Raw genomic sequence first — 22015 nt, forward strand, 5'->3', positions numbered from 1 at the left:
TTGGGGTTGAGATGATGTCGCTGCGATGGCAGGCGTGATCAAGACGGATACTTTAAAACGGTAATTCGTCGTCAAACCCGTCCGGCTCGCCGGTCTGATCAGGGTTCAGGAACAGGCGGGTTTGGGTGATGGCTTCTTTCAGGCCGACGCGCTGGACCGTAACGTCCTCGGGGAAGGCACCGAGCAGGCGCGAGGGCATGCGGTTATCGAGCAAAACGAAAACCCCGCGATCTTCGGCGCGGCGGACCAGGCGGCCAAAGGCCTGTTTCATGCGCAGGCGCGTGATCATGTCGTCGTATCTTGCACCATGAAAGGCGGCCTTGCGCGCCCGGTGCAAAATATCGGGCCGGGGCCAGGGCACGCGGTCAAACACAATTAAACGCAGGCTGTCGCCGGGCACATCAACCCCGTCGCGAATGGCATCGGTGCCCAAAAGGCAGGCATCGCGCTCCACCCGGAAAATATCGATCAGGGTGGAAACATCCATGCCATCAATATGCTGGGCAAGAAGCTGCAAGCCGGCTTCATCCAGCGGGCCGGTCAGGCGTTCGTAAACCGCACGCAGGCGGGTAATGGCGGTAAACAGGCCCAGCGCCCCACCGTTGGAGGCCAAAAACAGTTCGCGATAGGCGCTTGCTATTTGGTCGGCATTGTCGCGTGCAAGGTCATTGACGATGAAAACGCGGGTTTGTTCGCGGTAGTTATAGGGGCTTTTGAGTGCGGCACGCACCGCAGGCATCGGCATGTGGGATGCGCCGGTGCGGTCCTCGGCTACGGCCCAGTCAAACATCTCGTCCCCGGTGCCATCGCGTAACGTGGCCGATGTCACCACCATGCCATGCGTGGTGGGGGCCAGGGCGGCGGTAAGCGGCAGGGTCGGGTCGATATAATGGCGGTGCATGCCAATATCAAAATCGCGGCCAAACTGGCGTTCGATGGCGAACCAGTCGACAAATTCTGCCGGCGTGGCATCGACCAATGATTCCAGCATGCCGCGCCAGGCGGCCACCTGCATGATGGCGCGCCGCTCCAATGATCGGATAGCGGCATCGAGGCGCTGGCGTTCGGCGGAATCCAGCTCGTCGGCTTTTTCATCAAGCATATGGGCGATGATTTTGATCAGCGCCTTGGCCGGTTTTTCAAGCGCGGCCAGCGCACGGTCGAGGTCGGCAGCAGAGGCCAGGACTTCGGTTACGGCCGGTTTGCAATCGGTTTCGATGGAATAGCCCCGGTCCTTTTCCGCCGCGCGCGCCATGACCTGTGCCTTGACGTGCGCCAGGAAAATTTCCGCCGGGCCGCTGGCATGTTCCACACCATCCTGCAATCGCATCAGCCAGCCCTGATCGGGCAGGCATTGGGCGGCAACGATCACGGCATTAACCGCATCGCGCAGTTCCTCGCGGTCGTGGATCAGGCTTTCGAGGCGCTGTTTGAGGCCGCGTGCCCGCGAACTGCCCTTGTTTTCCGCGCCCAAAAGCCAGCGGCGCAATTCCGCCCCTTCCTGCCCGGTGAGGTGCGCGGAAAAGGCCTTGTCGGCGGCATCAAACAGATGGTGCCCCTCGTCAAAGACATAACGCGTGGGCATGAGGGTATCATCCAGCCCGCCAAGGGCGGCCTGCACCATGACCAAGGCATGGTTGGCAACCACGATTTCGGCCGATCGCGCCCGACGCACGGTTTTTTCGACAAAGCAGCGCGAATAATGCGGGCAGGCGGCGTAAATACATTCGCCGCGTTGATCGGCCAGGGCAGAGGTAAAGCGGGTGCCAATCAGCTCTGTCAGCCAGGCGGGGAAATCGCCGCCGACCATATCGCCATCGCGGGTCGCCGCCGCCCAGCGTGCCATCAGGCCCAGCGGAATCGCCTGGCGCGGTTGCTGGGCCAGGGGGCGTTGGGCTTCCTCGAAATTCAGCAGGCACAGGTAGTTTTCCCGGCCTTTGCGCACCACGGCCTTGCGGCGTTTGTCACGCGGGTCGGGATACAGGCGGTTAAGCTCGCTGTCGATCTGGCGTTGCAGGTTGCGGGTATAGGTGGAAATCCAGACCGCGCCTTCGTTTTTTTCCGCCCAGACCGATGCCGGGGCGACATAACCCAGTGTTTTGCCCGTGCCGGTCCCGGCCTCCGCCAATACGATATTGGGGGTGCCGTCCGCCATGCGCGGGGCAAAGGCGGAACATACAGCCGATGAATAATCGGCCTGTTGTGGGCGTTCCTCCGCCCCGTCGCCCAAAAGTTTGATCAGGCGTTCACGGGCTTCGGTTGGTTCAACCGGGTTGTTGCCCGGCGGGGGTGGCGGCGCATGTTCAGACCATTCGCCCAGCTTTTTCCAGATTTTAAGGCCTTCATAGACAGCAAAGCGATGTGGACCATCGCCATCCGCGCCCAGGGCAGCCAAAACCGGCACCCCCCACGGCCATTGGCCGCGTGCCATCGGCCAGGCGATGGAAAGCGCACGGGCGCGTTTTTCGGCGGGTAGAACGGCAAGTTCCTGAAGCAGGCGTTTCATGGCTTCGGCCAGGGCCTCTGCCTGGCCGATCAAATCATCAGCCGCGCGCTGGCCGGTGGCAAGGGCAATGCCGCGCGGGGTGGGCACACAAAATTGCGCCGGGCGGACAAAGGCAAACAGTTCCAAAAGGTCGTGGGCGTACAAACCATCCAGCCGCAGGCGTTTGGCCGTGGCGGGCATATGCACGACGATGGGCCGTTCATCGCGTGCCCGGCGGGCGGCAGCGGCCAGGGGCATTTCGTCAATTTCGCCATCGGGCGTCAAAAAGACAGCGTGACGCAAACCGGCAACCATGACCGGTGCGTTGGGGGGCAAAAAACGGGGCCTTGTATCGGAACGATCATCGAACATTTGGGGGACTATAGGGATTCCCGTGCGGGGACGCTACTGTCGAAAACAGGTTTTTGTCGGTGTTTTGAAAATTGCTGTCAGACACCTTGGCCGGGCCGGTTTTAACAGGGACCTTTGTGGTTGGGATCGCGGGTGAAGCTGTATCTTGATCTGCCGATTGACCACCAACCGGCGGATGGGTATATAAAACATCGGTTCCCGGCACCTGCCGTTCGCATGACCTTGTGATCCTGTCATCAGGTCAATGGTAAAGCCCGGGTGATTTCCTGAAACGGACCCTGTTTTCATACTGTTTTCACCCTGCATTCCGCGCAGGTGGCAATGCGAGCATCCATTTTACCCGGCACATTTAACCCGATTGGGAGACGTGCCAGGCCCAGGCGGGATGCCGAAAGGCAGGAGAACGGGATGTCGATACAGGATGTTTCCCAAAGTTCCTTTGTAAACGGGCCGCTTGGCAAGGTATTTGCCAAAACGGCGCTGCCCATCATTTTTGTGATGGGCATGAATGGCACGCTGGCGATTGTTGATGCCGTGTTTTTGGGGATGTATGCCGGGGCCGATGCGGTGGCGGCCGTGACCCTGATATTTCCTTTTTTCATGGTGATGAATGCCCTGGCTGCGCTGGTGGGAAGTGGTATGTCGAGTGTATTGGCACGCCATTTGGGGGCCAGGAATATGGTGCAGGCCCGTGCGGTTTTTGCCGGGGCACATGGATTTTCCCTGATGATGGCGGTGGGGTTGATGGGGATATTTGCCCTGTTGGGTCCCGCTTTGACGATGCTGTTGGCAGATGGGAATGCCCTGCTGGCAGGGCTTGGGTATCGGTATCTGGCGGTGCTGGTGGCGGGGGTGCCGGTGATGTTTTTGCTGGCCGTGAATGGCGATGCGCTGCGTAATGAAGGGCGCGCGGGCCTGATGGCGGGGTTGAGCCTGTTGGTCAGCATCGGGAATATGGGCCTGAATTATATTCTGATCGCGCAAATGGGGTTGGGGGTGACAGGGTCGGCACTGGCGACGGTGGTGGCACAGATGGCCGCCCTTTTGATGGTTGTGGCCTATCGTCGAGGCCCCCGGGCAACCTTGCGGTTTGAGCAAACAATGCTGCGCGATTTTGGCTGTGCCTGGCGGGAAATTGTGGTGCTGGGTGTGCCGCAATGCCTGGGCATGCTTGGAATTGCGCTGGGGGCCGGGGCGGTGATTGCCGCCTTGCAACTGACGGGAATGGCTGAAACGCACTATGCCGTGACCATTGGCGCCTTTGGTATTGTTACGCGGGTTACAAGTTTTGTGTTTTTGCCGATTTTGGGGTTGGCGCAGGCGTTGCAATCGGTTGCCGGGCATAATTATGGAGCCGGGCACACGCGCCGTGTGCTTGGCAGCCTGAAACTGGCGATGCTGGTGGCGTTGGCATATTGCGCCTTGATGGAACTGGCATTGGGCGGATTTGCCGGGGTGCTGGGGCGGGCCTTTGTGCCTGATGTGCAGGTGCAGGGCGAAGTGGCCCGCATTTTACCCATTGTGATGATGGCATTTTTTACCGTTGGCCCGATGATGATGGTGGCAACATTTTTTCAGGCAATTGGCGATGCGGCGTTAGCGGCATTGCTGGGGCTGGCAAAACCGTATTTATTTGCCTTGCCCGCAACATTTTTGCTGCCCCTGTGGTTGGGGCAAGGTGGCATTTGGCTGGCCCGGCCCGTGGCAGATATGTTGTTGCTGTTTCTAACCCTTTTGGTTGTGCTGCATCATTGTCGGCGGTTAGGGGGCTTTGGCCGGGTTTAAAGGCCGGGATGATTGACAGGGATGATTTGCCGGGTGGATTTACCTGGCCAATTGACCCGGAAGAATACCGCCTGCCGGGAGGGCAGCGTGATCGTGGTTTACGGGTGTGTGATTGCGCTGCCGGGTGGGCCTTGATATGGTTATTACTGAGGCTTTGATTTGGCTGTTTCGACAGGATATGGACAGGATCAGATGATGGCGAAACCGCAGGGACGTGGCCATAACCAGTTCTTTTGGCACGATACGGATATGCCGTTTATCGAGGCGCGTTTTGTGCGCGAGGGGCGGAATATCCGGTCGGATCGGCATACGCATGATACCTTTTCCATTGGCGCGATTTTGCGCGGGGCGAGTACCTGCAAAATGCGCCGGGCCAAACATGAGCTGACCACCGGGACGGTCATTTTCATTAATCCGGAAGATGTGCATGATTGCCACCCGCTGGTTGAGCAGGGCTGGTCGTTTCAGATGTTATATGTTGATACGGCCTGGCTGCGTGATGTGCAGGCGGAAGATGATGCCGATGACGGGGGCAAGTTTGCCGCCTTCGACCCGGTTTTAAGCCAGGATCCGATGATTTTTGCCGAACTTACCCGGCTGGGCCGGGTGCTGGCGGACCCGGATGTGCCGGTTTTGGGCAAGGAAACGGCGGCAACCAGCTTTTTTAGCCTGCTATCGACGCGGGCGGGGCGTGGGCGGCATCGCGGGCAGACCCAACGCAAGGAGATCGCGGGCGGTGGTGTCGGTGGTGCGGGGCAGACGGAGGGCCGGAAGCTGGCCCGGGTGGCGGACTATATTCGCAGCCGTTGCGAGGAACCCTTAAGGCTGGCGGATCTTTGCCAGCAGGCGGATATGACGCCATCGGCCCTGGTGCGGGCCTTTGGCCAGCAATATGGTATTACACCGCACGCCTATTTGACCAATTGCCGCATCCAGCGGGCCCGCCATGCCCTTAAACGCGGGGAACGGATTGTGGATGTGGCACTGGAATGCGGTTTTGCCGATCAGGCGCATTTTCAACGGGTTTTCAAACGCCAGATGACGGCAACTCCCCGGCAATATGCGCAGGTTTTGTGCGCCTGATGGACCTTTCGGCCCGATGCCGGGGAATTGCCGGGGGGAGGGCTTTCTTTGGCGGCGATCATACTCAGTGCAAAAGCAGGTAAATCGCGCAGGCGAGTAACAGGGCGGCCATGCAGCGGTTGAAATTACGTACCAGAACCTCGTTGTGGAGATAGTGCCGTAAAAAGGACCCCGCGACGGCCCAGCAGGCAACCGATGAAAAACAGACAACGAAATAAAGAATAACAAACTGCCAGAGCAGAACACGGTCGCCATCGGCAATGAATACCCCTGTCCCGGCGACAGATGCCATCCAGGCCTTGGGATTAAGCCATTGTACGGCAGCCCCGGCCAGGACAGAGGGGGATTTGTTGGCCCGGTCGGTGTTTATTTTGCCGTTATCGGTCGCCAGTTTCCACGATAGCCAGCCTAGAAAGGCGACCCCGGCCCATTTGATGAACAGGGTGATTTCGGGCACCTGGATGATCAGTTGATGCAGGCCAAAGCCAACAATAAGTAACAGCAGGCAGAACCCGGCCGTTGCCCCGAAAACCGGGCGCAGGGCGGGCTGAAAACCGTATTTCACCGATGACCCGAGAACCAGAATTGTGACTGGCCCCGGCGTGATGGATGAAACCAGGGCAAAGGTTGCCATTGAAAGATAAAGACTGAGACTGCCAGACATAGCGTTTCCTGTGTCGCGATGGTTTTTGTTTCTGACAGGTAAGCTGATTGCGAACGTAAATTATTGAAGAAAATTGTCCGGGATGCCGATTTGGGCAAAAATTTTGGCTGGGCCTGAATCGCCGCAAATGGGGGCAGGATTTTTCCGGCACTGGATTGTTAACCGGCCCGGCGAATGAGGCTTGCTATGTGAGGTGTCTGTGGGGCGAGGCAGTATGCCGGTGATTGCAGGCAATGTTGTGGTGTTAAGCCGGGGCATTGGGCACAAAAAAGGGCAGACGGGGTGGTCCCGGCTGCCCTTTTGCGGCGGTAGCTATATCTGCTTGATCGTTTATTCGACCATTTTCATTAATTCATCGGCACAGGAATCGGCGATTTCCTTTGTCGGGGTGTCGCTGCCGGGCATGGTGGCCCAGCCCTGATCGACGACAAAATCATCGCGTTTATACGAGCTTTCCTTTTCCAGGGCGGCAAGCTGTGCGGTTTGATTTGTTGGTGTTTGGGCCTTGAATTGTGCAACACAGATGGGGGTGAGCGCCGCAATGACGGCCGTGTCACCCTGATCAGTGGCCATTTCGGCCGCTGTGCTGTTGGAAACGACCCAGTTGGCACTAAAGCCGACAATGGAGATGGCAATTGCGCCAATGATGCCGCCAACAATACCAGGTTTTACCCATTCCGGAATTTTCATATCCATTAACTATTCTCCCATTTTATTTGTGAAATTTATAATAATATTTTTGATTTTGTTGATTTTATTAGATCATTAATTTCAAAATTTCGCAAATTACTTATATTTTATTTTTAAATTATTGGTGTTGTGTTTTCGATTATTTGCGCGTTTTGGTGTTTTTACCGGGTTTTATTGGGCGTTTTTTTGGCTATTGAAACAGGCCTGTGACCCAGCCCGCAGCACCGGCAATCATGGCATAGCGGGCGGCCTTGCCCAGGGTGACCAGGATGATGAAGGGTACAAACCGCACGCGCATCGCCCCGGCGACAAGGGTGATGGGGTCGCCAATAACGGGAAGCCAGGCAAATAGCAGTACCCAAAGGCCAAAGCGGGAAAACCAGTTGCAGGCGCGGAGATAATCGCGTTCGGAAACGGGAAACCAGCGGGCGTGGCGAAACCGTTCAATCGCCAGACCCAGCAGCCAGTTGATGAGCGACCCGGTAACATTGCCCAGGGTAGCGACCAGTACAAGCAGGCGCGGATCATGGTTGCCTGCGGCAATCAAAGCGGCAAGCACTGCCTCGGACGAGCCGGGCAGCAGGGTGGCAGATGTGAAGGCGGATAAAAACAGCCCGCCATAAACCAGGAGTGCTGACATCATGAACAGGGAGATACCGCGCGCATCATGCCGGGTCTATGGGAATGTTTAAAAAAGGTCAGCCTGATTTATGGTTCGGCAGACGGTGATGATGATGAAGATGATGATGACGATGAAAGTGCCGGGTCAGAAGGGGCGAGCAGGGCCAGCATTGTGTGAAGGGTGCGCAGGGTGGCCTTGGCAATCAGAATGGCAAGCGCATCGCAGGAGGATGTAGCGGCCTGTTTGAGGGCGGTAGTGTATTGCGGTTTTTCCGTGCACAGAATGATGGCTGCAGGATAACCAGCCTGGAACAGATCATAATTTAACAGCAGCCGGGCAAGGCGGCCATTGTCACCGGGAAATGGGGCGTGCTGGATAAAAAGCGCATGCCATTGTGCGGCCAGAATAAGGGGATGTATGGCAGGAAGTGTCGCCCGATGTGCCAGCAGATCCCGGATTTTTTCGGAAGCGGCGACGCGGGTAGGTGCATTTTCATGAACGGTTTGCAGGATGTGATGAAGATCGAGGATGACCTGGCTGTTTAAGGCCGCATTCTTTGTGGCCCTGTTTTCAATATAATGAATGGCATCGCGGTGGCGAATGACACCGAGATGATCGGCAATTGTTTTGCCACTCACGGTAATGCCTTCGAGAATAACTTTGGTTTCGCGCAGGGCAAGTCTGTTTCCGGCCAGCGCATTGGAATGATAGATCCAGTCCAGATTAAGTTTTTCGCGCAGCGAGGATGCCGTGTAGCGCGGCAGTGGCAATTTGGCAGTGAGCCGGGATTTGGCGCTGTCGGTTTGGGCAAGCAGGGTGGCGAGGCTGGGCGTCATTGCGGTGTTTTCCGCCAAAGGTGGCATGGTGCAGATGATGGATGAAACCAGCTTGGGCGGTTTTTGTTAAGGGTGTTTATTGCTGACGCAGGTGGTTTTGCCGGGTTTTGCAAAAAAGAAGCCCGACACATGGGAGATGTGTCGGGCGGGAGATGGGCGGATCAGTTCTGGGGGAGTGACCCGCCATAAAGATGACGTTTCACATCAGGCAATGTGAAGACGAACATCGACATTGCCACGCAGCGAATTGGAATAGGGGCAGATTTTGTCCGCTTCTTCGATGAGTTTTTCGGCATCGGCACGGTCCAGCCCCGGCAGGGAGATGTGCAGGTCAATGTCAAGGCCAAAGCCGCCTGCATCACGCGGGCCAATGCCAACGGTTGCCTTGACCGAGGCGTCTTTGGGGGTTTTGGGGGCACCCTGAGAGGAAGCGGCCTTCATCGCACCGATGAAACAGGCAGAATAGCCCATAGCGAAAAGCTGTTCGGGGTTGTTGCCTTCACCGCCGGCACCGCCGAGTTCTTTGGGTGTGGTCAGTTTGACTTCGATCGAGCCATCTTCGGTTTTGGCATGACCATCACGGCCGCCGGTTGCAGAACCAGAAGTACGGTACAGAACTTTAACAGACATTTTCATCATCCTTGGTTTTCAGTGTTTCAAGATCGATGCGCAATGATGTGCATGGGATAGGGCGCATCATCGTAGTTGCAACCCAGTTGCACGTTGTTGGGGCGACGTAACGATCAATTTTAGTGTGTATCGATAACGTTTTTACCCCCTGTGGCGTTCCAGACTGATTTTGCTGCCATGCTCCTTGCAGCGGAACCAGGCAGCTTCTGATATTTTTATACCGCACGATTTAATCGCGTACGATTTAATTTTCAGAATAGCTGTGATGCGATAAAGTCGCTTGATATTTAATCGTGCACGATTTAAATTTTTGGGTTGTACTTATTTGGGAGATAAAAATGGCAGATAAGCAGACGCTGACGCTCGATCAGCTATTGTGTTTTTCGGTCTATTCAACCGGGCATGCTTTTAACCGTATTTACAAGCCATTACTGGACCGGATTGGGCTGACATATCCACAATATCTGGTGATGGTGGTGCTGTGGCAGGAAGACGGTCAGACCGTGCGCGGCATTGGCAGCAAGCTGTTTTTGGAAAGCAACACGCTGACGCCTCTTCTCAAAAGGCTGGAAAGTGCGGGGTTGTTAAAACGCGAGCGGGACCGGGATGATGAACGCCAGGTGCGGGTAATGGTCACACAAAAGGGCCGCGAGCTGCAGCACGAGGCGCAAGACGTGCCCGATTGTGTGTTTGAAGCCTGTGGCCTTGATATGGAAGCGTTAAGCGACCTTAATCAGAAGCTGATTACATTGCGTAATTCGCTGGAGAAAACGGCAGGGTGAGTGCTTCTGTGGCGCAGGCGCACCGGATTGCAAATGGCGGAGGCGATGGTTACGACAGCAAGATACGGTTGGGGGAAAACGGTCTAGAGCAGCCCGACAAGCAGCATGACGGCACCGACAATCATGGTGATGTGTTGTAAAACCATACCGATGGGCTGGGAACCGCCCGGCAGGTGCAGGACACCGAGGGCATGAAACAGACGGGCGATGATAAAGGCGGCCACAAGCCCCCATATTACCGGGGATGTGGCATAGCCGGTAATTTCCAGTGCGGCGCACAACAGCACCATCATCGGGGCATATTCGATAAAATTGCCATGTGCGCGCATACGGCGGCGCAAAATGCTGTCATCGGCATCGCCCAGGGCCACCCTGAGTTCTCGCCGCCTGAGCGAAACATTCAGGCTGAGAATCACCAGCATCAGGGCGAAAATGCCGGTCAGAAAGGTGGTTGCCGGAATGTACAGCATGGATGGCCTCCTGAATGCCAAAGTGTTGCTCGCCAGAGAGTAGAGCGAAAAAAGATTTTCGCAAACAGCTATAAACATCCGCCCAAGCAGCAAAAACGGCGATGAAGGATCATCGCCGTTAATGGGAAGGTGCGTTACGGGCAACGGGGTTCAGATATTGCGCAACTGATTGAGGAAGTTTTTGACTTCCTGATCGAGATTGCGCGCCTGTTTTGCCAGTTCGGTTGCATCGGTCTGGACGTTTGAGGCGGCCTCGCCGGTTTCTCCGGCCGTGTTACGCACGATGCCGATGGAGGAGGATACCTCGTTGGTGCCTGCCGCAGCCTGCTGGACATTGCCGGAAATTTCGGCAGTTGCAGCCCCCTGTTCCTCGACAGCAGCAGCAATGGCCGAGGTGATTTCGTTAATGCCGGAGATGGTTTGTGTCACCTTCTCAATCGCGCCAACGGTGTTTTGGGTTTCTGATTGGATGGAGCCGATTTGCTGGGCGATTTCGTCGGTTGCCTTGGCGGTTTGGTTGGCAAGGTTTTTCACCTCCTGGGCGACAACGGCAAAACCCTTGCCGGCTTCGCCCGCGCGGGCGGCCTCAATGGTGGCATTCAGCGCCAGAAGGTTGGTCTGTGCCGCGATGTCATTGATCAGGCTGACAACTTCGCCTATCCGTTCGGCCGCCTGGGCAAGGCCAGTGACCATTGTATTGGCCCGCGAGGCTTCATCCACCGCGTTGCCTGCGATTTGGGCTGAGCGGGAGACCTGCTCGCTGATTTCCTGGATCGAGGCGGAGAGTTCCTCGCTGGCAGACGCAACAGTTTGTACATTGGTGCTGGCCTCGGTGGCAGCAGCGGCGACAACGGCGGCTTGTCGCGAGCTTTCATCGGCTGCATTGCGCATCCGGTGCGAGACTTTTTCCATGTTTTCAGCACTGCCCGTAACGTGGACCACGATGGACCCGACCGACTTCTCGAAATGATCGGCCATTTGCATGCGGGTGCGGTTGCGGGTTTCGCTGGCGTGCTGTTCGGCCTCGCGTTTTTCGCGTTCGGCCTTTTGCATCCCCTCGGAGGCTTCCTTGAAAGCTTCAAGCGCCTTGGCAATGGCCCCGATTTCGTCAGAGCGGTCCAGATAGGGGATGGCAATATTGAAATTGCCCTGTTGCAAATGGGAAATCACCCCGGCAACGCGGGTCATGGGGCGAGTGACCAGACGGCTGGTCGAAATCAGAATGACGCCGATAACCACCAGTAGCAGAACCGTTCCGCCGATCAGCGTTGCATTGCGCAGGGCATTGGCCGGGTCATAAACTGTGGCGCGGGGCACATTGACCACAACACCCCACTGATTGGGGTATCCCTGAATGGCAATGGGCACAACAATGCGCATGAAGCTGTCATCCTCAAGTTGCGTGGGCTTGTCAGATTTCATGGCGGCAAGAATGGCGGCCTGGGTTTTGTCGGATGGGTCCAGTTTTGTGCCGCGTATCGCCGGGTCCTTATGCGCAACCCATGTGCCCTGGGCCGAAACCAGATCGACGGTGCCGGTTCCGAAAGGGGCAAGTTTGGCAAAACGTTCTGACAGGGCATTCAGTTCGAGGTCCGCCCCCAGAACACCCAGGAATTTGCCGTTTTGGTCCTGAACCGGAACGACAAAGGATGTGAGAACAACGTTACGCCCCTGAATGTCATAGGTTATGGCATCGGTGACATAGGGTTTATTGGTGCGTTTGGGTTCAGTGTAATATTCATTGACTTCGGTGTTATCAAGACCCGTCAGGTGATAGGGGGTAACACCGCTACCGAAGTTGTAATAATAGGTGATGTACTGGCCACTACCATCCCCGAACGGTTCACCTTCGTTTTTATAGTCGGCGTCCCGGCCATCGAGCGCGTTTGGCTCGAACCCTGCCCAGGTTCCGGCAAGCTGGGGATTTTCCATCAGCGTGCGATTGAGGATTTCGTTATAGGCTTTGCGGTCAGTGACACCCTGTTCGCGCGTGGCGCGAAAGGTGCCGGCAAGGTTTTTGGCGATCAGCATGCCAGTATTGAGGAAACGCCCGGCCTGGGAGGCCTGGTGCTGTGCGACAGCTTCGGCTTCACCAAGGGTCAATTTCTCGGTTGTGGCATTTGTCTGTGCGGTTTGGAGAAAAATACCCACAATCAGACAGCCGGCAATTGCCAGGGCGCTGACGCAGGTCAGTTTGGTGCCAAGTGACAGATTGGAAAATCGCATCCCAGTTTTCCTGATAAGGAGCCTATACTTTAGGTAAAGGCGTCAGAGCGTTGCAGGAGAAGGAACCCTTGAGTAGGTATGTGCTGTTCCGATTATTGGTATTGAATATGCTAACCTTTAGTATTGTGCTGGTTGCGCGATATTGCAATATCAATGTGCAATTTATGGTGATCGGAATGCGATTTCTGGTTAGTCGAAAATATGTGCGGCCGGGACGGGCCTGGAAAAATAAAATCCCTGAAAATCGGTGCATTCGAGATTGTTGATAAAATCGAGCTGTGGTTTTTCCTCAATTCCTTCAACCGTGACAGCCAGGCCAAGCTTGGCAGCCAGCGCGATGATGGCTTCGGTCAGGGCGGTATTGTCCTGATCATCGGGGATGCCACGGACAAAGGATTGATCAATTTTGATGCGCTCTATGGGCAGGCTTTTGATGGAACCCAGGCACGAAAAGCCAGTGCCGAAATCGTCGATGGCAAGGGATATGCCAAGACGGCGCAATTCATGCAGCCTTGAGATGATGCGGACATCGTTTTGAATGGTGCTTTCGGTGATTTCCAGTTCGAGCTGGCTTGGCGAAATTTCCGTCATGGCCAGAGCGCGCTGCACGATATGGACGAAATCATCGGAGCGAAGCTGTCGCACGGATACATTAACGGCAATTTTGAGCGCAGGGTGCCCCTGATCGCGCCAGCGCATGGCCTGGGCGCAGGCCTCCTCGACAACCCACTGGCCGATTTCGTTGATCAGGCCGCTTTGCTCGGCAACCGGGATGATTTCGCCAGGCCCCAATAGCCCTTCGGTGGGATGATTCCAGCGAATAAGAGCTTCCATACCCGACATTGTGCCGGTTTTGCGCGAATATTGCGGTTGGTAATACAGGACCAGTTCACCCCGTTCCAGGCCACGTCGCAATTGCTGATTGCGGGTCATGAAATGGGTGGCATCGTCGGTCATGACGGATTGGTAAAAGGCAAAACCGTTCCGGCCGCTGTTTTTTGCCGCATACATGGCTGTGTCGGCCTGGCGCACCAGGTCCTGCGCGTTTTGGGCACCGTCGGGGAAGATGCTGATGCCGATACTGGCAGAAATGCTGATATCGCGATCGGCGATATTCACAGGAATGCGCAATCCCTTGATCAGGCGACTGGCAAGGTCGGCGGCGGCATGCTGGTCTTTGATGTCTTCGGTGGTCAGCAGGAATTCGTCGCCGCCCAACCGCGCGATGGTATCGGTGGAGCTGACAAGAGATTTCAAACGGCGCGAGACCACAATAAGCAACTGGTCGCCCGCACCGTGGCCCATTGTATCATTGATGGTTTTGAAATTGTCGATATCGATAAACATGCAGGCGAGGCGCCCACCTTGGGCGCTGGCACGTTCCAGGGCACGTTCCAGCCGGTCGGTGGCAAGCATGCGGTTGGGCAGCCCCGTTAACCCGTCATAATGGGCCAGATATTGCAGTTCTTCTTCGGCACGGCGAATGGCGGTTCGGTCGGAGATGATGGCAACATAATGGGAAATGCTGCCGTCATCGCAATCAACTGCGATGATTTGCGCCATCAGGGTGATGTGATCGCCATTGGCATTTTGGGTGTTGATTTCGCGATGCCAGTGTTTGCGGCTTTCCAGGGATTTGAACATTTCGCGGTAAAAAGACAGCGGAAATGTTGTGCGCGTAAGAATATGCGGACGTTGCCCCAGTGAATCCTCGATTGAAACGCCGGTGATGTTGGCATAGCTGCGGTTAGCGCTGGTAATGCGCAATTCCGTATCGAGGATAAGAATGCCATCCTGGGAGGTTTCGTAAACTGTCGAGGCCTGGCGCAGCCGGGTGCTTGCGATTTGTTGATCGGTCACATCCTGGATGATACCGATGATACGGCGCGGGTTTTGCGCGGTTTCGGCGAATGTTTTGCCTTGTGCCCGATACCAGCAGATCGAGTCCTCTGGGTCTTTTGCGCGAAAAACAACATCAAAAAAATCGCCATTGGCAATGGCCTCGTCAAAGGCATTTTTGACGGCGGTGTGGTCTTCTGAAACGACACGTTCGAGAAATGTATCAAGATCAATGGCAATGCCGCTGCAATTGCCATCGGGATACAGGATGCCGGTGGGGCCGGTGGTTTCAATTTGGCGGGTATGCAGGTCGATTTCCCAGCAGGTCATATTGGCCGCCTTCATGGCCAGATAGAGGCGTTCCTCGCTGCGTTTCAGGGCAAACTCGACCTTGCGACGCTGCAGCGCCATCTGAATGGTGGCATGCAGTTCGCGTTCGGCAAACGGTTTGATCAGATAACCATAGGGGTGGGTGCGCTTGGCCCGCTCCAGGGTTTGATCTTCGGAATAGGCGGACAGATAAATGACCGGAATATGCAGGCAGCGTGGAATGCCAGCAGCGGTTTCGATCCCGTCAATATCGCCATCAATGTGAATATCCATCAGGATCAGGTCGGGGGTGTCAGCCATGATGGCGGCCAGGGCGGAGGCGCCGGAACTGAAAACCGTGACGCGCTCGTAACCCAGGCGGGTTAGTTGTTGCCGCAGATGAAGGGCGACAATGCGTTCATCCTCGACAATCATGATATGCGTGCCGGGTTTTGCGGAAGGCGAGGGCGAGGTGCCGGTTTTGAGGGGCGTATCGCTCATGATGCCTCCGCCAGCGGGAATTCGATCGAGAGTGAGGTTGGGTTGGTGCGGCTGATGTCCAGTTTGCCGTGAAGCTGGTCCACCAGCATATAGACCAACTGCAAACCCAGACTGGCCGAGTTTTCAATATCGAGATTTTCGGGAAGACCGACACCGTCATCGCTGACAGTAATTTTCACGGTATTGTCGCCGGTTTTACCCACATAAATGTCAATTTTGCCTTCTCGTCCGTCGGGAAAGGCATGTTTGAGGGCATTGGAGAGAAGCTCGTTGGCAATCAGCCCGCTGGGCACGGCACTGCTGATGGGCAGGAAAACCTGGGAGATGTTGGTGTTGATGGCAATGCGATTGCTATCAACCACATAAGACGCATAAAGCGATTTGAGAAGATCATCGAAGAAATGTCCGAGATCGACCTGTGAGACATCTTCGCTTTGATAAAGGGTTTGATGGATTTGCGCCATTGAACGGACCCTGTTGCAACTGTCGCGCAGCATGTCGCGAATGGCCTGATCGTCGATTTGCGCACTTTGCATGTCGAGTAGGCTATAAACGATTTGCAGGTTGTTCTTTACGCGATGATGGACTTCGGCGAGCAGAAGTTCTTTCTCGCGCAGGGAGCGTTCAAGATGTTCCTGCCGTGTTTTGCGGTCGGAAATATCGACAATGGCAGCCAGAATGTGCATCTGATCGCCCATTGGAATGGGATTAAGGCCGATTTCAACCGCGAATTCGCTGCCGTCTTTGCGCAGGGCATACAGATCACGCCCCGGTCCCATCGGGCGCGGACCCGGATTTTGAATGAAACTGTCGCGCAGGCCGGAATGATGATGGCGGAACCGTTGTGGTACCAGCATTTCGATGGCCTGGCCCAGCAATTCTTCGCGCAGATAACCAAAAACCTTTTCGGTTTCAGCATTGACCATTGTGATCGTGCCGTGCGGGTCGGTGAGGATCATGGCATTGGGGGCATGTTCGACAACGCGACCAAAGCGGTCATTTTCCTCGCTAGGAAAGAGCACCGGCGGTGTCGATGGTTGGATTGTTTGATCCGCTTCAGTCATGATATCCCCCGATATTCAACCCTGTTGTGGATACAACAGCTGCATTCCGGACCTGTTGGATATATCAGCTGTCTGTACGCTCGATTTAAGCCCTCTCTTTCGTATAGTTATCATAAAAAGCGCGTTTAGTATTTGATTTTTCAGTCACTATTATAATCGCGCGATTGCATTTTATGCACTTGATTGTCATGCCGAAAATAAAGGCATGTCAACCTTTGGGTTTAATTCTTTAATAAAATTCCTGTTTTAGGTGTTTTTTGCGAAAATGAGGGGCTGTCAGGTGACTCCAAATGTGACGCAAATCACATTTGTGATTTATGCAATGGTGTGTGCCGATGGTTGAAATCGAGTCCTAATGAACGGAGGTGGGGCTTTAATGTTTTGATTTTAAAAGATTTATTGGGTCACTAAAACTTAACTGAAGGGTTGCTGCGTTTTTGTCTGTCCGGGACTAGTTTCGTGCCGATCATGCACTTCATAAGGATAGGTGAAAATGCGGTCCACACCGGGCAAAAGCAAAACGGGGATCAAGGCCAAGATGTTACTGGCATTCGGGGTGATCGCGCTGGTTCCCTGTATTGCCGCGTCGATCGGCTGGCTTTCCTATCGGGCGGTGCGCGGCCATGTGACCGATATTACCCAGTCCCAGGTGCCGTTGCTTGAAACCGCGCACGGGCTGGCAACGACGGCGGCGGGTATTTTGGCGCTGGGGCCGCGTATTGATGCCGCCAATGATGCTTTAGAACTGGCAACACTGAAAAAAGAAAGTGCGACCGAACAGAAATTGATGACGCAGGCGGTTGACCGGTTGTCACAGAACCATCTGGATGATGTTACGGCGCAGGATATGGCGCAAAAGGTAACAGCCCTGAATGCCAGCCTGAGCCGACTGGTGCAGGCGACAGGTACGCGACTGGCGCAAAAGGACCAGCGTGTGGCCCGGCTTGGCGAAATGGAACAGCAGCACGATGCCCTGCTGGCACAGTTGAAACCGGCAATGGAAAAATCGCAACGGGCGCTGGCAACCAGTATTGAAGGATTAACGGCGGCAACCACAACGGCATCGAGTTCGATCAGTGATGATTTGTCGCAGCGTATTGTGCCGATGTTCCAGTTGCGCGGGGCGACGGCGGCCCTGACCAAATCACTTTTGCTGGGGGCCTATGAAACAGACCCCTCAAAGGTGATGTCACGATCCACCGATTTTGATTCGGCTCTGGCCAATATTCAGGGGGCCTTGCGCCCACTGGCAAAGGACCCGGCGGCCAAAATGGTGCTGGGCGCGATTGACAAACTGGCGGCCTTTGGTGGGGATGATAAAAATATTTACATGCTGCGCATCAACCAGCTTCGCGCCGAGCCGGGATCGGAAAAGCAGGCGGAGCTGGCAAGCCAGTTGGCACAATATGTTGATGAGATTGTCGCGCTGGATGGCGATATTAGCAATTTTCTGTTACCGATGATGTTGAATTTTCGCACCCATATTGCCGGGGCGGGCCAGCAGATTGCGGAGCAGACCCAGGAACTGGCCGGGGTGCAGGTGCCCGATGCCCAGAAAAGTTATATCCGCCTGAGCACGTTGCTGGCGGATGTCAATTTGCTGGTGGGGCGTTTGGCCGAAGCCGGTAACGCCACGAGTGCCGAGCAGCTCGAGAAATTGCGCCAGAGCCTGCAACAGGTTGCCAGCCAGATTGGCACTGAAGCCGGGCAGCTTGGCGCGGATGACAAAACCATTTCCGGCCTGATTGACAAATTGCTGGCAACCGGATTTGGCAATGACGGTATTTTGGACCTGCGCGGGCAGGAGCTTGAGACACTGGCGGCCAATGATGCCCTGATGCAGGAAAACCGCAAGGCGGCAACACAACTGGCCGATGATGTGGCAACGATTGTGACGGCCGCAGAACAGTCCGCTGCGGCCGGGGCCGGGGAAACCCAGGAAGCCCTGGACCAGACCAATGTTTTGCAGATTTCGCTGGCCGCTGCCGGGGTGGTGTTTTCGATTTTGGTGGTGTGGCTGTATGTGGGGCGGCGGATTGTCAAACGGCTGGAAACCCTGGCCCAGGCCATGCGCCGGGCGGCAGATGGCGACCGGCAGGTGGCCCTGCGCAATGATGGCAGCGATGAAATCAGTGAAATGGTCACGGCGCTGGAGGTGTTTATCGGCAATGCGCGGGCAATGGATGAAGCGCGCGAACAGATGGAAATTTCGCGCCGGGAAGCATCCGAACAGCGCAAGCTGGGCCGGATTGCCGTTGCCGAACAGTTTGAACGTGATGTGTTGAGCATTGTGCAGGCGCTGGTTGGCGCGGCACAGACGATGACGGAACGTGCCCGGGCCCTAAATAACATTGCCGATCAGGTGAGTGTGCGGGCCAACGCGGCACTGGAGGTTTCAACGCAAATGGCGGCGGGTATTCAGCAGGTGGCGACAGCGGCCAGTGAAATTTCGACATCGATTTCGGACATTAACCAGCGTACCGGCGAAACCGCCAAGGTGATTGGCGATACCGCCGCCGGCGCCGAACAGGTGAAAACCACCATTGCCGGGCTGGCGCAGGCGACCACGGAAATTGGCACCGTTGTGGGCCTGATTGAAGGGCTGGCCGGGCAAACCAACCTGTTGGCCCTGAACGCCCATATCGAGGCCAGCCGGGCCGGGGATGCCGGCAAGGGCTTTGCGGTGGTGGCAAATGAAGTGAAACATCTTGCCGGGGAAACGGCACGTTCAACCGGCGATATTTCACGCCAGATTGCCGCAACACAGGATGCCTCGCGCGAGACGGCATCGGTGGTGGCGCTGATGACGGACGGTGTGCAGAAAATCCAGGGTAATTCATCGGCGATTGCCGCTGCGGTGGGCGAACAGGCGCGCCTGACGCAATCGATTGTGGATCGGTCCCAGGAAGTGGCAATTGGCACCCAGCGGGCCAATGAAGATGTTCAGGTGCTGTCGGAAGCCGCCGCGACCGTGCGCCAGGATGTGGGCGATGTGTTGCATATTGCCGAAGGATTGCTGCGCGAGGCCGCCAGCCTGGGGGATGCGGTGAATGGCTTTTTGCAGGAAATTCGCCAGGCGTCGTAAGTGTTGTTGCCGGTTTGCGCGGCAATTTCAGCCATGTCGGGGTAAGCATGGGGCTATGTGCGCTCTATGCTTGATCTTGGGCGCAAGCGAGGCTAGCTTCTGGCGGCGCCGAATCATGATAAACTGTTCGGCGCAAAATCCGATTTTTCTGTAAAACACTTGTTCAAGGTTTCAAAAATGACAGCCGATCTTCGTGATGCCGCGTTAAACAGCAATGTCTGGGCTTTTGCCGAAGCCCAAAAGCTGGTGCAGCGTTACAAAGACAAGAAACCGGAAAAAGGCTATGTCCTGTTTGAAACCGGTTATGGCCCGTCGGGCCTGCCGCATATCGGCACCTTTGGCGAAGTTGCGCGCACAACCTATGTCCGCCGCGCCTTTGAAACCATGTCCGATATTCCGACCAAGCTGTTTTGCTTTTCCGACGATATGGATGGCCTGCGCAAGGTGCCTGATAATATTCCCAACCGGGATATGGTGGCAGAGCATTTGGGCAAGGCCCTGACCAGTGTGCCAGACCCGTTTGGCAAGTTTGAAAGCTTTGCCCACCACAACAATGCCCGCCTGCGCGAGTTTTTGGACAGCTTTGGCTTTGAATATGAATTCAAGTCATCGACCGATTGTTACCGCTCGGGCATGTTTGATGCGGCATTGCTGCGGGTTTTGGAAGTTTACGACAAGATCCAGAAAATCATGCTGCCGACCCTGGGCGAAGAACGTCGCGCGACCTATAGCCCGTTTATGCCTGTTGAGCAGGACACACAAAAAGTTCTGATGGCCAAGATTGTGGAAATCAAGGCCGCCGAAGGCACGATTGTTTATGAACACCCGGAAACTGGCAAGCTGGTGGAAACCCCGGTAACGGGCGGGCATTGCAAATTGCAGTGGAAGCCGGATTGGGCGATGCGCTGGTATGCGCTGGGTGTGGATTATGAAATGGCGGGTAAGGATTTGATCCCGTCGGTCGAGCTTGGCAACAAGATTGTGAAAGCGATGGGCGGCACCCCGCCGGAAGGCTTTAACTACGAACTGTTTCTGGATGAAAACGGCCAGAAAATTTCCAAATCCAAGGGCAATGGCCTGTCGGTGGAAGAATGGCTGACCTATGCGCCGGAAGACAGCCTGTCGCTGTTCATGTTCCAGAAACCGAAGGCCGCAAAGCGTTTGTATTTTGATGTCATCCCGAAAACGGTGGATGAATATCTGACCTTTGCCGAAAAGCTGAAAACCGAAACCGACCCGGTGAAGCTGCTTCAGAACCCGGCCTGGCATATTCATGCCGGTACGGCCCCGAACCGCGATATTCCGATTTCGTTTGGTATTTTGCTCAACCTGGTGTCGGTCTGTAATACCGAAGACAAGGATGTTCTGTGGGGCTTTATTTCGCGTTATGCCAATGGCGCGACGCCGGAAAATGCGCCTTACCTGGACAAGCTGGTGGGCTATGCGGTGAATTATTACCGCGATTTCGTTAAACCGACGAAAAAATACCGCGAAGCCAGTGAAGCAGAACGCGCTGCCCTTGTGGAACTGCGCGATATGCTGGTGGGGCTGGATAAAGCCACCAGCGGCAGCGAGATCCAGAATGCGGTTTATGAAATTGGCAAAAACCACGAATGCTTTGCCGATCTGCGGGCCTGGTTCAAGGCGCTTTATGAAATTCTGCTGGGCCAGGAACAGGGTCCGCGCATGGGATCGTTCATTGCGCTGTATGGCATTGACGAAAGTGTTGCCCTGATTGACCGTGCATTGGCAGGCGAAGATTTGGGCGCGTAAGGCAGCGGATTTTTCCCCAAGGCATGATAAACGGGAAGGCCCGCCGGAACATGGCGGGTCTTTTTTTGTTTCAAATATGCGGGCAAATCCGAATGGCAAAAAAATGCCGTAGTTTCATGATTATGTCAGGCGGTGCTGGCAGTTTTGGTCCAGGAAAACAAAACGGAAAGTAACGAGATGGCATTTAAACGCCCTAAATGGCTGGTTGTTGTTGCCGGTTTGATGATGGCAGGCTGTGCAAGCGGGCCGCTTGTGCATGTGGACCAGAACCCGGCAACCGATTTTGGCGATTATCACTCTTATGCGTTTGTTGAAACGGCGGGCAAGGACAAGGATGGGCAATATACCACCCTGACCGGCCAGCGCATGGAAGACCGGATTGCCGCCCAGATGCAGGCACATGGCTATGAGCTTGATATTCACCACCCGGACCTGCTGGTGGATTATCGCATTGATACCCGCGACCAACAGGTGGTGCGCCCAGGGCCGACCTATGGCGGATATTACGGGTCTCGCGGGCGGGGCGGCATTGGTGTTGGCGTACCGTTATTTGGCGATACCGGCGAGGTGGAAACCTATGTCCGGGGGGAAGTCGTGATTGACCTGATCGATCGCCGCACCAATAAAACCGTGTGGGAAGGCAAAACTGGCAACTGGCTGGGCAGGGACGGGGATTATTATCCTGATTCCGCCATTTCCGAGGCTATCGCTGCGATTTTTGCCAAATATCCTTACCGGGCCGGACAAAGTGCGCCGATGATGCCTGCCGATACGGGGCAATAGAGCCTTTTTATGAATA

The 22015-nt window shown here is 55.6% G+C and carries 16 protein-coding genes; 6 read left to right on the forward strand and 10 right to left on the reverse strand.

Annotated features, from left to right (window positions below; all coding sequences use genetic code 11):
- Positions 1-52 precede the first annotated feature (52 nt).
- Complete coding sequence (locus tag LF95_RS03105) at positions 53-2857, reverse strand: ATP-dependent DNA helicase (RefSeq protein WP_073953639.1); 2805 nt, start codon at positions 2855-2857, stop codon at positions 53-55.
- A 408-nt stretch (positions 2858-3265) separates the two neighbouring features.
- Here LF95_RS03105 and LF95_RS03115 point away from each other — a divergent pair, with 408 nt between their 5' ends.
- Positions 3266-4642, forward strand: a complete 1377-nt coding sequence (locus tag LF95_RS03115) for an MATE family efflux transporter (protein WP_073953641.1) — start codon at positions 3266-3268, stop codon at positions 4640-4642.
- Between the two features lie 192 nt (positions 4643-4834).
- A complete protein-coding gene (locus tag LF95_RS03120) occupies positions 4835-5725 on the forward strand; it encodes an AraC family transcriptional regulator (RefSeq protein WP_252509640.1) in 891 nt (296 codons plus the stop codon).
- Positions 5726-5789: 64 nt separating this feature from the next.
- Here LF95_RS03120 and LF95_RS03125 read toward each other — a convergent pair whose 3' ends face one another.
- From LF95_RS03125 to LF95_RS03145, 5 genes are all read right to left on the reverse strand, one after another.
- Positions 5790-6389: a LysE family translocator gene (locus LF95_RS03125; RefSeq protein ID WP_215905643.1), complete on the reverse strand. Its 600-nt coding sequence runs from the start codon at positions 6387-6389 to the stop codon at positions 5790-5792.
- A 330-nt stretch (positions 6390-6719) separates the two neighbouring features.
- Positions 6720-7085: a hypothetical protein gene (locus LF95_RS03130; RefSeq protein ID WP_083607478.1), complete on the reverse strand. Its 366-nt coding sequence runs from the start codon at positions 7083-7085 to the stop codon at positions 6720-6722.
- A 184-nt stretch (positions 7086-7269) separates the two neighbouring features.
- Entirely contained in the window at positions 7270-7722 is a 453-nt protein-coding gene (locus LF95_RS03135) for a YqaA family protein (protein ID WP_371440805.1), read from the reverse strand.
- Positions 7723-7787: 65 nt separating this feature from the next.
- Complete coding sequence (locus LF95_RS03140) at positions 7788-8537, reverse strand: Fic family protein (RefSeq protein ID WP_073953643.1); 750 nt, start codon at positions 8535-8537, stop codon at positions 7788-7790.
- A 204-nt stretch (positions 8538-8741) separates the two neighbouring features.
- Complete coding sequence (locus LF95_RS03145; protein ID WP_073953644.1) at positions 8742-9167, reverse strand: organic hydroperoxide resistance protein; 426 nt, start codon at positions 9165-9167, stop codon at positions 8742-8744.
- A 338-nt stretch (positions 9168-9505) separates the two neighbouring features.
- Here LF95_RS03145 and LF95_RS03150 point away from each other — a divergent pair, with 338 nt between their 5' ends.
- The gene (locus LF95_RS03150; protein WP_073953645.1) at positions 9506-9949 is read left to right on the forward strand and encodes a MarR family winged helix-turn-helix transcriptional regulator; all 444 of its coding nucleotides are present in this window, start codon (positions 9506-9508) and stop codon (positions 9947-9949) included.
- Between the two features lie 83 nt (positions 9950-10032).
- On the opposite strand, the gene LF95_RS03155 is transcribed toward LF95_RS03150, so the two are convergent.
- The 4 genes from LF95_RS03155 to LF95_RS03170 all read right to left on the reverse strand — a co-directional run bounded on the left by LF95_RS03155 (position 10033) and on the right by LF95_RS03170 (position 16358).
- Positions 10033-10419, reverse strand: a complete 387-nt coding sequence (locus LF95_RS03155; RefSeq protein WP_073953646.1) for an MAPEG family protein — start codon at positions 10417-10419, stop codon at positions 10033-10035.
- 150 nt (positions 10420-10569) lie between these two features.
- A complete protein-coding gene (locus LF95_RS03160) occupies positions 10570-12645 on the reverse strand; it encodes a methyl-accepting chemotaxis protein (protein ID WP_073953647.1) in 2076 nt (691 codons plus the stop codon).
- 189 nt (positions 12646-12834) lie between these two features.
- Positions 12835-15294 carry a two-component system response regulator gene (locus LF95_RS03165; protein WP_083607479.1) on the reverse strand — a complete coding sequence of 820 codons (2460 nt, stop codon included), beginning with the start codon at positions 15292-15294 and terminating at the stop codon, positions 12835-12837.
- Positions 15291-16358 carry a sensor histidine kinase gene (locus LF95_RS03170; protein ID WP_073953648.1) on the reverse strand — a complete coding sequence of 356 codons (1068 nt, stop codon included), beginning with the start codon at positions 16356-16358 and terminating at the stop codon, positions 15291-15293. Before LF95_RS03170 ends, LF95_RS03165 begins: the two co-directional genes overlap by 4 nt.
- A 493-nt stretch (positions 16359-16851) precedes the next feature.
- On the opposite strand from LF95_RS03170, the gene LF95_RS03175 reads away from it, so the two are divergent.
- The 3 genes from LF95_RS03175 to LF95_RS03185 all read left to right on the forward strand — a co-directional run bounded on the left by LF95_RS03175 (position 16852) and on the right by LF95_RS03185 (position 21999).
- The gene (locus LF95_RS03175) at positions 16852-19443 is read left to right on the forward strand and encodes a methyl-accepting chemotaxis protein (RefSeq protein ID WP_073953649.1); all 2592 of its coding nucleotides are present in this window, start codon (positions 16852-16854) and stop codon (positions 19441-19443) included.
- A 177-nt stretch (positions 19444-19620) separates the two neighbouring features.
- Positions 19621-21216: a lysine--tRNA ligase gene (locus tag LF95_RS03180; RefSeq protein ID WP_073953650.1), complete on the forward strand. Its 1596-nt coding sequence runs from the start codon at positions 19621-19623 to the stop codon at positions 21214-21216.
- 177 nt (positions 21217-21393) lie between these two features.
- Complete coding sequence (locus LF95_RS03185) at positions 21394-21999, forward strand: DUF4136 domain-containing protein (protein WP_073954801.1); 606 nt, start codon at positions 21394-21396, stop codon at positions 21997-21999.
- The last annotated feature ends 16 nt before the right edge of the window (positions 22000-22015 follow it).

It is taken from the genome of Thalassospira sp. TSL5-1, assembly GCF_001907695.1.
GTDB lineage: Bacteria > Pseudomonadota > Alphaproteobacteria > Rhodospirillales > Thalassospiraceae > Thalassospira.